This is a genomic window from Shewanella sairae, assembly GCF_023283535.1.
GTDB lineage: Bacteria > Pseudomonadota > Gammaproteobacteria > Enterobacterales > Shewanellaceae > Shewanella > Shewanella sairae.
This window is the reverse complement of the sequence record NZ_JAKILT010000077.1, coordinates 1-14,513: the sequence shown is the minus strand read 5'-3', so window position 1 is coordinate 14,513 and position 14,513 is coordinate 1. Positions and strand designations below refer to the sequence as shown.

At 43.8% G+C, this 14,513-nt stretch carries 9 protein-coding genes and 1 pseudogene; 1 reads left to right on the top strand and 9 read right to left on the bottom strand.

Annotation, left to right across the window (positions count from 1 at the left end; all coding sequences use genetic code 11):
• Positions 1–706 (top strand): annotated as a pseudogene (locus L2748_RS21375) (IS3 family transposase); the annotation flags it as partial.
• A 443-nt stretch (positions 707–1,149) separates the two neighbouring features.
• Here the strand turns inward: L2748_RS21375 and L2748_RS21370 are convergent.
• From L2748_RS21370 to L2748_RS21330, 9 genes are all read right to left on the bottom strand, one after another.
• Positions 1,150–1,581 carry a hypothetical protein gene (locus L2748_RS21370; RefSeq protein WP_220782909.1) on the bottom strand — a complete coding sequence of 144 codons (432 nt, stop codon included), beginning with the start codon at positions 1,579–1,581 and terminating at the stop codon, positions 1,150–1,152.
• 1 nt (position 1,582) lies between these two features.
• Positions 1,583–6,703, bottom strand: a complete 5,121-nt coding sequence (locus L2748_RS21365) for an RHS repeat-associated core domain-containing protein (protein WP_220782910.1) — start codon at positions 6,701–6,703, stop codon at positions 1,583–1,585.
• Positions 6,700–7,626: a DUF4123 domain-containing protein gene (locus L2748_RS21360; RefSeq protein WP_220782911.1), complete on the bottom strand. Its 927-nt coding sequence runs from the start codon at positions 7,624–7,626 to the stop codon at positions 6,700–6,702. The genes L2748_RS21365 and L2748_RS21360 overlap by 4 nt, the downstream gene beginning before the upstream one ends.
• Entirely contained in the window at positions 7,623–8,645 is a 1,023-nt protein-coding gene (locus L2748_RS21355) for a DUF4123 domain-containing protein (protein WP_220782912.1), read from the bottom strand. Before L2748_RS21355 ends, L2748_RS21360 begins: the two co-directional genes overlap by 4 nt.
• Before the next feature lie 82 nt (positions 8,646–8,727).
• A complete protein-coding gene (locus L2748_RS21350; RefSeq protein ID WP_246616254.1) occupies positions 8,728–9,438 on the bottom strand; it encodes an ankyrin repeat domain-containing protein in 711 nt (236 codons plus the stop codon).
• Between the two features lie 95 nt (positions 9,439–9,533).
• Positions 9,534–10,919, bottom strand: coding sequence for a Tle-like phospholipase domain-containing protein (locus L2748_RS21345; RefSeq protein WP_220782914.1), 1,386 nt, complete (start codon positions 10,917–10,919; stop codon positions 9,534–9,536).
• Between the two features lie 9 nt (positions 10,920–10,928).
• The gene (locus L2748_RS21340) at positions 10,929–12,977 is read right to left on the bottom strand and encodes a type VI secretion system Vgr family protein (RefSeq protein WP_220782915.1); all 2,049 of its coding nucleotides are present in this window, start codon (positions 12,975–12,977) and stop codon (positions 10,929–10,931) included.
• Positions 12,978–13,188: 211 nt separating this feature from the next.
• Positions 13,189–13,707 carry an Hcp family type VI secretion system effector gene (locus L2748_RS21335; RefSeq protein WP_220782916.1) on the bottom strand — a complete coding sequence of 173 codons (519 nt, stop codon included), beginning with the start codon at positions 13,705–13,707 and terminating at the stop codon, positions 13,189–13,191.
• 243 nt (positions 13,708–13,950) lie between these two features.
• Positions 13,951–14,214, bottom strand: a complete 264-nt coding sequence (locus tag L2748_RS21330; RefSeq protein ID WP_220782917.1) for a helix-turn-helix domain-containing protein — start codon at positions 14,212–14,214, stop codon at positions 13,951–13,953.
• Between the last annotated feature and the right edge of the window lie 299 nt (positions 14,215–14,513).

Here is a 14,513-nt window from a genome sequence, read left to right as displayed (position 1 = left end):
GTCGGCTGGTGCTAGAACGATTGCAGATATGGTTAGCCAGCAAGGTGTCTCGTTAAGCCGCTATCGTGCCACTAAGTTGATGAAAGAGCTTAGTATAGTCAGCTGTCAGGTACCTAAGCACAAATACCTAAAAGGGTCACGCGAACATATTGAAATCCCTAATCACCTAGATCGACAATTCGCTGTTACAGCTCCGAATGAAGTCTGGGTTGGTGATGTCACCTATGTGTGGGCTGGTAACCGCTGGATGTACTTAGCTGTGGTGATGGATTTATTTGCTCGTAAAGTGATTGGTTGGGCAATGTCGTTATCGCCTGATAGCCGATTAACAGGAAAAGCTCTTTCAATGGCTTATGAAGCTCGTGGTAAACCTAAAGGTGTCATGTTCCATAGTGATCAAGGAAGCCACTATACAAGTCGGAAATACCGTCAATTACTGTGGCGTTTTCAAATTAAGCAAAGCTTATCTCGACGGGGAAACTGTTGGGATAATAGCCCTATGTAGCGCTTCTTTAGAAGTCTGAAAACTGAATGGATAGCGACAACTGGATATCGTAATTTTACTGAAGCTCAACACGAAATTACACGATACATAATTGAATATTACTGTCAGCTTCGCCCACATCAATATAACGGCGGGCTGACGCCTAATGAATCAGAACGACTGTTCTGGTTAAACTCTATGATCGTGGCCAATTTTAATTGACCACTACAAGGAGACGTCCATTCACAATTGTGGATGTCGTAGTTATTTTTCACCCACATTCAAAACATATACTTGCCCGTTTTGCTTGCTCTTTTGTCAGCTTTTTGGCCATCCGTTAATTTCCTTTAAACATAGATATGTTTTCCCCAGACGGAGCAAAAGCGTTCGATATTTAGCCACTTGAGATTAAACTCCAGACAGAAATGAACTCTATGAAACGAATGTAAACTAGATTACCATTCAAACGAATGTGATTTAAAAACCAAGTTGACAGTGTTAAAAATGTTCACACTATCTCCTGATAAAACTCCCGAAAATACTGACAGAAATATATTTCCAACATAAACGTCTAAATAACCAATATACCATATCACTTATATCAACTACTGTTAAAATCAAACATCCTCGATAACAATATCCCATCTTCTCTAAACAATTAATTGTTAGTTTTGTTCTAAGAAAGCCTTAAGGTAAATTTCCACAGCTTTGTTTCCACTATTTAAAACCTTTTGATAATTTTTATATTCTTCAGGCTTCAAATGTCGTAAAAAATTATCCCCTATATACAAATCACCACCTATATTATGAGTTATATATCTTTCTACATGAGTAATTTCAGAGTTGCCTAAAATCGGCCACACTTCATCATTAACATTTCTAACATTAGCGTAGATAGTTGTTATCTTACCTACGGGAATATTTATACTAAGAGCTTTTAAAGTAGAAAGATCGTCCTCCTTTTTGAAATCAGCACTAAAAATAACTAAACCCATACCGTTTTTTATATGGGTTGATATCCATACAATCTGTGCAAGAGCATTCTTGCTACCAGAATATGGAATTGTAATGATGTCACCTAACTTTGCTGTAGCCATATTAAAACCCTAACTTTTTCATTGTTTCATCAAAAATAAGATTAGCATGTTCACTACTTCTCCCTGCTGTACCATATGTGGTTGCATTAGGGTTAGTAGGAGAATAAGAACGAATCTTATTAAACAGATTCGTAACTGGGTTAGTGGATTGTGCCCCACCTAACTTATCCATTAATGATTGTTCTATATGTTTAGCCTCTGCTTTCGTAAGATTATTATTATGTATAATTTCCTGTACTAAGTGTCCTTTGTCCTTATCAATTCCATGTGCATAACCTCTTGCGGGGGCATCTCCTCTTCCAACATATTTAATTTCATTAGAAATAGGGTCTCGTAACACATAAATGCCTTGGCCGTTGACTTTATCATAATCTACCCCACTGCCCCCAGCTTTACGACCTAATGTTGACACAGGACAACCAGCCAGCCCCAGCGGAACAACCCACTCTAATGGGTTATGTACATAGGCTTGGGGTCTTAGTCCACCCGCCATGCCTATGGGGTCTGGGCTTAAATATTGGCAAGTTTCAGGGTCATAATATCTATGACGGTTGTAATACAGACCTGTTTCAGAATCAAACACTTGACCTTGATACCTAAGTTCACAGTTTACGGGATCATTTGCCGCGTCTTCAAGGTACTTTTTATGCTTACTTTTAGCTTGGACACTGAGACGCCACTTATGGTGCTCACCCCATAAGCTTTGCTCACCACGCCATTCTATGTCACCGTTTTCAGTGCACAGTTCTCGCGGTGTACCGGCCTGATCGGTCACGATATAGTGCATTTCAGCTACTAAAGCTTCAGGTTCAACCATACCATTAGTATAGCTCTGTGTTAGCTGCGCCAGTGGTCTAAAGCTGTTTGGCTCATACACCCACTGTGTGGTGTGAGCAAGTGTGCCATCGGCATAGCACTTTTGCTGTTCAACGAGATTATTGCCGTCCCACAGATAGCGAAACTGTGAGGGGCTATTCCGCTGCTCTTGCTGCTTAGTGCTCTGTTTTATCTTTGCAATTCGGCGACCGAAAGGATCATATTGGTAGTGCCAGCAATCGCCATTGGCAAGACGCACTTGAATAAGTTGGTCTTCCTCATCCCATTGGTAGAAGGTGCTTTGCGGCCTAAAACCCGCTTTTCTGGTGCATTTTTCAATTGCCCGACCATTAGCATCATAACGGTAAGTATGCTCGCCAACGGTCTCAACTCGGCCTGCTTGTTGATACTTAAGGGCTTTTTCAACTCGCTTTTGTACAAAATCAATCACATTACCGTTATCGGCAGATAACACTTGGCTCGATTGCGTCAGGTTTTGCTCACTGTCGTAGCTAAATGCCTGTGTTTGTTGTGCTTGCCCTGTCTGCGCTGTGCCTTTTGCAGCCCCTTTTACAGTCCCATTTTCAACCCCTGGGGCATATTGCTTATGCTGAGTAATTTGACCTACTGAATTATGCTCAAACTCACTGAGCCCCCAGTGGCTGTCATCAATCTGGCTGATCTGATTTAATGCGTTATATTGATAACTGCGCTGAAGGTGCTGATAACGACTGTCACCTTTGCCCCTTGCTGTAGCTTGATGTACGTTATTAAGCGGATCGATCCCTTCACTCATCAATGACTCAGCATGATGAGCTGAAGGAATAAGCTGCTGATTTAACAGTAATCCATCTGGTCCATGTTGCTGAGCTAAATGAAAACCTAATCCATTGCTGCGCTTAGTTTCTTGACCTAATTGATTATGGGAAAACGCTAACGGATGATAAGCGCCTATTTGTAGACCTTTCAGTTGACCTAGCTGCCAATTAAACTCAATTGCATCAGCTGCTGGATGGTAAGCTTCTCCTTCGGTGTTCTCACGTTTGATTCGGCTTCGTAGGCCTGTATTTGTATACTGACTACTCACACGATGACCATTTAATTGCTCAGTTATGCGCCGTCCTAATTCATCATACTCAAACTCAATAAGCGCATGGGCATTTTCTGCCTTGAGAAGCTGTGACGCCTCATCATATTCAAAATAGGTATTACCGGTTATTCGTGCATCATCAGCGCGGCTCTGTTTTTGCGTTAATCGACCAACAGTGTCATAAAAATAGTGCAGGCTTGTACCATCTGCAGCGGTTTTACTGCTAATACGACCTGCACCGTCATAGGTAAATTGGGTGATCCGACCGTCGTAGTGACGCTCCTCAATAATTTGGCCACTGGTATTGTAGTGATAACGCCACGCTTGCTGCTGACTGTTAATCACCCCCTCAAATTGGCACTCGCCATTATAGCTGTATTGCGTTTTAGCCCCTTGGGGATCGATACTGGCCAACATCTTATCGAAGGCGCCATACTCATAATGAAATTGATGACCTAGTGCGTCGGTAAAGCGGGTAACATTGCCCTCAATGTCATAGTCATAAACACTTTGCGTACCATCCTCATGGGTGATCGCTCTTGGATAGGGCAAACTCCCCTGATAGTGCCACCGCTGTACGCGTTTTCGCTCTGCTGCCAGCCCTTCACCGGCAGAGGCCTCAGATGACACACGAGTTTGAGTCGATAAACGCCCCAAGGCGTCATAATCTAGTATCAGCTTCTCACCAAGTGGTGGAAGGATCTCAGTTAATTGACCAGAATCATTATATTGGTAACCTGTCTGTGCTCCTTCGGGCGAAATCACCCAAGCCACTTGGCCTAAACGGGTATATTGATAAAACCACTGCTGATTAAGTGGGTCCGACACACAAGTTAAATTACCTTGGACGTCATACTCATATTTCCAAGCTGCACCAAGGGGGTTGATATTTCCAATTAGTCGACCACTATCGTCATACTGATAGGATGTCACACTTCCATCGGCTGCAATAACCTGCTCTATCTGCCCCCACGCATCGTAGCTAAACTCGGTTCGCTCGCCTAGGGCATTACTTTGAGCCACTAGTTGATTATCAAGCCACTCATTATGTATTTCATCACCATTAGGAAAGATGATCCGCACAATATTATTACGCTCATCGTGGTAATACTGCTTAATACCACCAATAGCACTCTTGTAATAAACAATGCGATGAGCATCATCAAAACGAATTTGATCGCTAAAGCGGCCTTCGGCGCCTCTTGATGCAATCGCACGTCCCTTGTCATCGTAATCATGCTCAACCCAGGTCTGACTTAAGTCAGACCAGCGTAGTAGATACCCCTCTTCACTGTATTGATAATCAAAACTGCAACCGGGCGCCGCACGACAACTGAGCAACTGTCCATGCTTATCGTATTCATAATAGGCTAGTGTCTGAATTGGGTTCAGCTCACTATCAAGTAACGTGAGCTTGCTGATACGGTGATGATGACACTCCACCTTAACTTGCTGACCGTCGGCTAGCACAATCTGTTTTAGTGTGCCGCGATCATAAAGAAAGTGAATATTGTTGCCCTTACCATCGCTGATTTTAGTGAGCAGCAAGGTGGTACCCATTGCATGATCAAAGCAGTATATAAGGCCACTCACATGGCGCATCAGCAACTGCTTATTCTGTCGTGTTAAACGCCATTCAGGCAGATGAGTAGCAAGGCTCTCCTCTCCCTCTTTTGGCAACAGATAGACCGCTTGAGTGTATTGTTCATCGGTGAAAGTCGCCTGCTGCCCTTCAAGCTCAAGGCTCATATCCCAAATGCTTCGCCAACGCGAGCCTAATAAACCAGGTAGCATCAAGCCTGCAGAGTGATAAAAACGTTTTTGGATTAATGGAAGTCGACCGTTAAGCGTAAAATCGGTGCGCCAATCGACAACGAAGCCGGTCGCCATATCGATCGGACAACCATTAGTGCACACCCCCTCTTGACTTGGTAGCTCATCATTTCGCTTATCAACTTCCGCTTTAGCACCAGCATTGTCTACCTCACCGCTATTTTTTCCCGCATTAACTTCCACGTTTGGCTTGGTTGTATTCTTAGGTCTAGGAGTGCCACTCACCTTGGTGACAACCTTGCCAATGAACTCAGATACTTTTTGACTTATCCAAGTTATCACTTCGTCCATTTTTTGAGACAACATACTCATGCTATCGATTAATGCTTCAAATGCGCCTTTCATCAAGCGGATAATCCAGCTCGAATTCGCGGCATTAGCAATGGTGCGCTTCAAACCATCGATTATTTTATTAAGTAACTCGACTGCGTCTTTGCCTTTTTCACGGATCTGTTTTTCAAAGGTCGATAGAAATTTGATTAAATTACCATTCGATAAGCCGCGCAATGTTTTTATGGCTAACTGGATAGCTTTAGCATCTGATTTTTTCAATGCGTCAATAATGGCGCCACCCGATTTTTTAATCGCATCACCCAAACCAGGAATAAAACCGATAACGACTAAACTCCCTGCAGCCCAATGCCAAGGATCGCTGCGGTTTTCTTCATATCGGTAGGTTTGCCAACCCCAATCACCAAGATCGTAGATATCAACGGCTTGCCCCACAACCGGAATAAAGCCCACTGCTACTTGGCAAAAAAGTAATATAGCGCTGTTATCGCCCGCTTGACTGACTACCTCAGCTGGCAAACTGGTGTGGATTTTGTTGATCGCAATTTTAAGTGATTTACTGCCCTCATTGATTTGTTTATCGAGCTGCCAAAATCGCTTATAAGCTGGCTTATATTCATCGATAACATCCATAAAAAAACTGGTGTCATCGACATCGACTTCATTGTCTGAACTGTCGCTGGCGTCGTACTCTAAGTACCCCTTATTACGCAGCAAGGTGAACAGAGTGAAATATTCACCGGCAAGTGCAGCATATTCAGGATTATCTTGTATTACAGGGTTATTAATGACCGTTTTTGGCGGTTCGAAATCATCACTGCCCTCATCAAGAAGCATATCGAAACCACCACAGCCCATATCTTTAATAAGACATAAGCCCTTTTTATCTGTCTTACCCTGGATCTCTTTATTATTACTGTCAGTAAGAATAAAAGGCGCTTCTGGGACAGGCTTACCATCGTCATAGTGATAATGGATCAAGGCGGTACAGCCACATTCTACACAACCACCTGATACGACATTGTCAGTAGAAAAGTTTTGTTCAGCGGCTTGCTCACTCGATATCAACTCTGCCTTACGATCGTTACTCATACTAAAACGTCCTTATCCAGTTCATTTAAGGCAGCTTGATAGAGCTTTTCCATCTTAGTTTTTGTGCCCTCTTGTTTCGCCTTTAACACTTTTTTGGCCCACTCTTGGCTAACAAATGTTTGGCCAAAAGTGAGCGATAAACTTAAAAACTTCACCGTGTCCTGTCGATTACTAAAACCTTGTTCATTCGCCACTTTTGTCTGCTGTTTAACAAAGCTGTGTAGACGATCTTCAGGCCAACTTAAGGTCTCTTTATGGTGAGTTTTAAGGTGATCTTTATAGGCAGCAAACTGATCGTCTTGCTCCATATGTTCAAGTGCATGCCATTGCTGCTCACTTAACTGCTGAGGTGTGCGTTGAGGGATCGCTGATTTTTGCTTCACCAAACGAGTCATGGCACTTAAGGTTTCTCCCTCAAGTGAGACAAATTGAGCAATGGGGCCAAAAATTGCCGATACTTCGTCGTTACTGCTGGCCTGCATCAAGGTGCACAGTACCTTCCAATCGCTTAAGCGTAATAGCCTTGATTCGCCGTTTTGACTCTCTAACCAGGTCCACTCTCTTAGGTGGCTCAATAGCTCTGTTAGCTGTTGGGCTGGCGTATAGGCATTCATATACCACTCAAGTTGAATGCCTACTCCCCAATGTGCTTGCTGGCATACCTTCTCTTTAAGCATCGGCCAGTTATCTTCGGTCACATAGATAAGGTAGGGCGAGATAGAAGCGTGTATTCGCCCGGTTTCATCCCAATAAAGGCGACTGTACTCCAGCGAGAAGCCATTGATATTTTCAGCCAGTGAAGGAACCTCATCATTAATAGCTGACTCTGCGAGAATAAAGCAACCACCTTCAGTTATTGCGCTTAACCACTGGGCAGGCTCTATTGTTGCTACCTGCAGCTTAGAATCCTTTTTATCTGTCATGCTGGACCACGTCCTTGTTCTACACCTGTGAGCCACAACGCTTGTTTAGCTCGAAAAATCTCATCATAAATGGGTGGATTAAGTTGGTTAAACATCTGAATACTTGTTCGAAGGTCATGCTTAAGCATCAGCGCTTTAAATGCTTCCTTTTCAAAGTAATCATGTTCTAAAACGAACCGGTATACAGCGAATGTTTCGAATGAACACTCACTCTCACCGGGGGAGATCTCTTTTGCTACTTCGATGCTATTACAGAAAAGCCAATTAAGTTGGTCAATATTGAGTTCAAAGACAAAGTACTGAGAAAGCCGCAAAAAAATATCGTTAACCATACGATGGCGACGTTGGCTTCTGGTCAGTAACTCGTACTGGCTGTCACTGAGCCTGTAGGGAGAGTCAATACTGAAGCTACTCTCATCAGTACCATCCCCATTATTTTGCGCGCCAGTCAGTAGCGAAAAACCAGTTGCTTTTTCAGCTGAATTAGCTACGCGCTGCGCTTCACTTAACAATAAACACCAGGGTAGATAAATCCGGTTATCTATGCCGATAAAGTCCGCTTGCTCTTTTGGGGATAAACTTGGCCAAAATGAGCCGAGCAAAGGTGATGAGTAGCAAGTGAGGAGGTTACATTCACCGTTGGGATATATGGCAGAGATCCTTTGATGCCAAAAATGCAGTAACTGATGCAGATAAAGCTGACTTTCAATCAACATACACGCTTTGCTAAAAAGCTGCGGTTGATCAAGTAACCAGAAATACAGGGTCTCCCCTGCTTCCCCCTCTTCAATAGTGATTAACAGTGGAGACTCAGCTCTAAGCTCATCATAAGCACTATTCTGAAATAGGTAACACCATGACTGACGAGCTTTGGGTTGAAAGCTAGACCAAAAGTCCCAGAACCCCTCATAGAAAACAGTATCGACCAATAGGTATACTTGTTTATTTGAACGAGTACTTAGGATCTCAAACAGATCATAACGCTTAGGGGATCCTTCAATACTGCTATTTTCACCCATGTCTGCAGCCTCCTCGCTGCGATTTAAACCTTGCCACTCGTCATGAGTGGTGACTACTTAACAGACCCATACCAACTGGCCGTTAATGTTCAGGCTTACCATTTTTCTCCCACATGGCTCGCACCTCTTGCGGCGTTGGTGGCGGAAATTTAACGCCTTGTTCAATAAGGTGCTGCTTAATCTTTATCACCCAGGGGTAGTTGAAACTATCTGGCGCAATAATCTCATCTTCAATAGGTTCATATACGCTCCACGCTAGATCTGAGCCAGTATCGTCATAAATATAGGGATCGGCGCCTTTAAGCAGGAAGAAATAGGCAAATTCATACTTCATGATATAAGTAGGATACAGAGCACTATTCCTGCCACTTCTGTCCTTCAGGTTCACATCAGCGCCATACTCTAATAAGGTATTGATGTTGTCCCAGTTCTCGCCACCAATGGCATCAAACATTGCAGGCATGCCATTCCTATCAATAGAATTGGGGTTACCTCCCGCTTCAAGCAGCATTTTTAGCCACTCAGAGGCATAATCGCGCGTAACAAAAGTGACTGCATTATCACCATTTGGTCGCCCAAAATTAGGATCTGCGCCTAAATCCAAAGCACGTTGTGTGGCTTTTAAATCATTAGTTTGGGTGATCAACCAGAGCAGAGGCGTGATGCCCTCATCACCTAACACATTGAGGTCGACCCCTTCTGCAATCAGTTGTTTAGCAGTGCTCATATTATTTTTTTGGATTTGTTTTAACAATTGCACCATCTCTGGTTCAAAAAACAGTTCTGCTTTCATATTTGTATCTTCCTTCGCAATGGCAGAAAAATGGCAAGCCGCAAAAAGGCTCAATAGTAGAGATAACCCAAGGGTAAATGTTTGTTTAAGTCTCATTATTGTCCCCAGTGATATTGCGTCAATGTACTAATATCTTGCTTTTTCTGCGCCTCGATACCCGCAATCACCTGCTCCATGCCGTGGCGGGTAACAGGGTTACCACCTTCGATACTTTCAAGTTCTCGCATATTACCTGGAGCCTCTGGTGCGGCGCCGCTATTGAGAATCGCAGCCCCCAATATCCCACCGATTGCCGTGCCCACTGTGCCACCTAAGACACTGCCAACACCCGTTAATAATGGAGCAACAACACCTCTATTACTCTGTAGTAGAGTCAGCACTTCACCATCAACCGACTGGCTTTGTATCAAGCCCTTAATTTTTTCCATCTTTAATCCTCCCCGACGGTTAACAGTATTCTCGTGTAATCCAGCCGAGTTAAAGCTATAACCTTTAATTCCTGTCACGCCAACCGCACTCGCTGCTAGGCCTCCACCTAAGGAGTGACCTACAATTTCAACCTCTTTACCTAGAGAGCGTTTAACCTGTAGGGCTAAATCCATCGCCTGATCATATTGCTTTGTCTGTTTCCCAATCCCTTGAGCACCATTGGTCATCCAGTCTTTTTTCCCAGTAACACCATTATTGGTGCCACGATAGGTCAGCATGGTGGCATCATTTATCTCTGATTTAAATATGGCAGCGCCAAATCCTGACTCTTTATCCATTACTACCGCATTCCCCAAGCCAGGAATAGTTTTAGTATCAAGTACTTCAAGCCCAACTGGTGCTTCTGGTAGTGGGTATTTTGCCGGATCCCGTCGGTTCTCATCGACTCTATAGACATACTGCGCCGCTTCAGCACGTAAAATACTGTCATTATTAAAATCTAACCTTTCACTGGCCGCTTTAATTTTAGGGTCACTTTCATTTGCTGTGGAGCTTGCCAACTTTTTACGTGCCTGATAGCGCGCTTTTCTCTGCTTCACCGTTGTAACAACAGAATCCGCGGTGATGAATTGATTAGCAGGCTCTCCCCATTTGATGGCCGCTAGAATCGGCATGGGCGCCATCGCTAACAGCGGCGTGTTATCTTTAACCGCATTTTCACCACATTTATGCGTCGGCGATTTATAGGGGGTGTCGCCAATAAGTACATCACCACTGCCTGCTGCAACTGAACCGCCGCAACCGACGGCGTCACCAACACGGGCTGCTGGCTTGCCATTGATAGAGACATTAGAGGAGCCCGCAGAGATACTGCGACCATGGATACCATGGGGCATCTTTGGACAAGGACACATGTGTAATAATACAGTATCTCCCTTTCGCGCAGCAGGCATGCCATTAACGCTGACATCTCCGCTACCAGCAATAATTGGCGTTGCAGGCATACAGCCATGACCTGCACAACTATCCCCTAATCGAGCTGCTTTTGGCATAACGCTTCCTTAACGCCTATCAGCAGTTTCTGGGATTGAAGGTTTAGCGGGCTCTTCTGGTTTCACCGCTTTAGGCGCTGTCCCTGTTCCAGGGGAGCCGCCCTCATTTATCTTCACTTTATTGCCAGAGATAGTCACACCACCGCTATCAATCTTAATAAAACCACCGGGACCTTTAATGGTGAGTTCATCACCAGCTTCGAGGACGATTTTACTTGCTTTAAGATAGCTCTCGTTATCGACTTTGATCTGTTGATTAGCGCCAATTATCTTCTCTTCAGAGGCTGCAATACTCGTCTGGCTAGCACCATCAATTTGAGTAATGATACCTCCGCCGATATAACGCTTAACCATACCCACGACTCGGTGAATTAGGTTACGCCCAACAAGGACTTGGTGATCCCGCCCAACTTGAGATATCTCATCTTGTCCTATTGTTGTATGGCGGTGCTGTTTGACCAGCTCAAATTTGTCATGATCAACAGTCAAATGCTGATCGTAGCCAATCTCCTCTCTATGAATATTGTTAATCACCATGTCCATATCTTTCTGCCCATGAATATAGATTTGCTCACGACTTGCCTCATCTTCAAAACGCAGCTCATTAAACCCCTCGGCTTTGTGACTCTGAGTTTTAATCACAGTACGGGTTTTATGATTAGGTAAAATATAGGGCGTTACATTCGTAGAATGATAAGTACGGCCGGTAATAATCGGTTGATCGGGATCGCCCTCTAAGAAGCTAACAATCACTTCATGACCAATACGTGGCACAGCCATCATGCCATATTGCCCTCCAGCCCAACCTTGACTTACTCGCACCCAACAACTGGCCTTATCATCGCCATTAGCATATCGGTCCCATGGGAACTGGACTTTTACCCGGCCAAACTCATCGCAGAATATCTCTTCGTTTTTGGGACCAACCACCATCGCCATCTGAGGACCTGTCACCAAAGGTTTGCTATTAGGCTCCGCTTGCCAAGGATTGTTGGCGGGAATGGCATGAAACTCGTTACTGTATCGAGTGGGCTTTTGCGTGTTAGCCTCTTCTGCCGCAGCACCTTGCTCACCCGTGTGCTCAACAAATGTCAGTATCCAGTCGCGATTAAGCGCCGCGTCATTATGGTCAACGAGGTCAAACTTAAAGCCTGAAACGGCTTGCATGATGTTACTCTTACCCGATGCTTGCTGCGCATCTCGGCGTAAGTATTCTTGGCGCACTTGAGTTATAGGTATACCCGCCGCATCGCTTTTATAACGACCGGGGTAATCAAAGTGCTCATAATCTGGCTTCTGAAACTCAAGCGCTTTGCCTGTGCTGCTTTGTAAGAAACTATATTGCGGTTTCTTAAAACTGTACTCTTTTAAGCTAACACTGGCAGGCTTTATTTGATGCTGATAACTAAATTGATTTACAAAAGTATTATCCGCGACACCACCACTCAGTGCATTATAGATAAACGGGCTTTTTAGGGCGCTCAACTTACTGGTACTGTCACAAAAAATGAGCGTATGTACATCTTGAGTATGTTCAAAATAGTAAAACAAGCCCACCTCAGCCGCTAAACGGCTGATAAACGCAAAATCCGTTTCTCGGTATTGCACACAGTACTCACGTACTTCAGACTCAAATCGCGCATCACAACTAAACGCATAGTCATTAATCCCCATCTCATTAAACAAGGTCGAGATGATGGTTAACACACTCTTTTGTTGAAATATTCGGCTATTTTGTCTCAATTTTAAGCGTGATAAAGCAGGCACTAAGGTGATGCTGTATTGAGTATGGTGATAGCCGCTATCACCTTTACTAAACTGACTTACGATACCGTGAACATGACGCTCGACATTGTCATCTTGTGACCACGTCATTAAGCCTGTCTTATCTACTACCGTTTCTGGCGTTAAATTATCGAACCGACTTAATAAATTAAGTTTTACTTCAAAGGGACTCGATAACCTTTCAATAAAGGTAAAGTCGAGGACGTCAAAACTGTCATCAGCTAGGCATTGAGCGTTAAAATGAAATCGCAATCCGGAGCCTAAGAGCGGCATGCTAATATCCTTGTCTAAATGGGGTTAGCCTCCATAATTCCAATGAAGGTTAAATCATAGGGAAAAACATTCCACTCAATGCGTTTTCCTATGTTTTTTATTGATAACGCCGTTACAGATTAAGCAAAACCGTACCATATTTTTAATGTTGTAAGCGGGACTCGATAGTCCCGCGACCTGGGGTACACTCTGTTATGCGTAGTTAAATACCTTACACAGAAACAGGCTTACGCCAATCATCAGAGCCGGACGTACCCGCCGTCACATGGTCCCAATCAATCTTACGGTAGGCCATTGAAACGGTCAGTAACTGAGTGAAATCAGCCTTACTTGGGTCTTGGCAATGTGGCATATGACACTGGATATCAATAATCGTTGCGCCTTCGAGCTTAGTGCTGAAATAATGCTCTTGTTTGCCTTCGATTGATGTGCGGTACCACTTAAGTTCGACCTCAGTGATTTTTTCTCCAGATGCCAATGCGTTGTACATCAAAGGGACTGCTTTGTTTAACGCCACGGTAAACTTAAATGGCTTGTGTACACGCTGACCTGAAGGTTGACCTGATTGCGGGTCGGTAGGCACAGTGACGACATGGTCAAACTCTTGGACCATCATCTCATCTTCATGGCCTTCAATAAAAATATCACCGACAGAATCAGCGGTGAACGCACCAGCTGTAATGTGGCCTTGGGTTTGTCCCGTGATTGAAATAAAACAAGGTGTTGGCATGAGAAATTCCTTTTTAATCGTAGTAATTGGTAAAGTTAAATTGGTTTATTCGTAAACCTAGTTACAATAAAGCAATTATTATGCCAAATGACAACCTGTTGATTATATTGATGATTTTCTCGCTAGGAAAAAGTCAGGCCATATATGGCTCAATGATGAGCAATATATGGCCCAGCGAGCAATATATTGCCTAGTGAGCAAAAGTTGCCATGCTAAGTTCACGAAGGGGACTGAGTTTATAAGCTAGGTCATGTCGTAGGGCTTACATGATGATATCTGTTGGGTAATGACGTTCAGAAAAGTTAAGTGAGATTGATTAGGTTGGCCACAACGAAGAGAGGTCAATCCACTTTCACCTTGTTCTCGGTATCTATTTACTAAGCGTTGAACATGGCGACGGGTTAATTGCAATAATGAAGAGGCTTCAATTTGAGTGAGTCGTCTTTCGCAAACATCCCGAATGACATTGACCCGATTTAATTCTTTTTGGCTCATGGTTAATAACATGGCACATCGCTCTGGTAAGGGGAGTCATTGAACTCTTAATCCTATCAGAATGTGACATCTCTAAATTGGGGGAATGTGACATCACTATATTGCGTCTACAAATACCCACCAAGTCGCAGTTAGCCTCAAGACACAAGCAGGCTCTCCCAAGCCCGATATCTTGAAAAGCGTAAAAGAAGGAAAAATAACAGAGGTAGATAACCATCTAGGGGTTCTACGCCGGAACCGCCGAAATTTCCGTTCCTAACGCAAATACTCATGATTTAGCTCTTTACCACAAGTAATTGCGTACGAATAGG

Bases quoted from the DNA above. Each gene is read 5' to 3' on its own strand.
- L2748_RS21370 (WP_220782909.1), bottom strand. From the start codon at position 1,581: ATGGCTACAGCAAAGTTAGGTGACATCATTACAATTCCATATTCTGGT.
- L2748_RS21365 (WP_220782910.1), bottom strand. From the start codon at position 6,703: ATGAGTAACGATCGTAAGGCAGAGTTGATATCGAGTGAGCAAGCCGCT.
- L2748_RS21360 (WP_220782911.1), bottom strand. From the start codon at position 7,626: ATGACAGATAAAAAGGATTCTAAGCTGCAGGTAGCAACAATAGAGCCT.
- L2748_RS21355 (WP_220782912.1), bottom strand. From the start codon at position 8,645: ATGGGTGAAAATAGCAGTATTGAAGGATCCCCTAAGCGTTATGATCTG.
- L2748_RS21350 (WP_246616254.1), bottom strand. From the start codon at position 9,438: ATGAAAGCAGAACTGTTTTTTGAACCAGAGATGGTGCAATTGTTAAAA.
- L2748_RS21345 (WP_220782914.1), bottom strand. From the start codon at position 10,919: ATGCCAAAAGCAGCTCGATTAGGGGATAGTTGTGCAGGTCATGGCTGT.
- L2748_RS21340 (WP_220782915.1), bottom strand. From the start codon at position 12,977: ATGCCGCTCTTAGGCTCCGGATTGCGATTTCATTTTAACGCTCAATGC.
- L2748_RS21335 (WP_220782916.1), bottom strand. From the start codon at position 13,707: ATGCCAACACCTTGTTTTATTTCAATCACGGGACAAACCCAAGGCCAC.
- L2748_RS21330 (WP_220782917.1), bottom strand. From the start codon at position 14,214: ATGTTATTAACCATGAGCCAAAAAGAATTAAATCGGGTCAATGTCATT.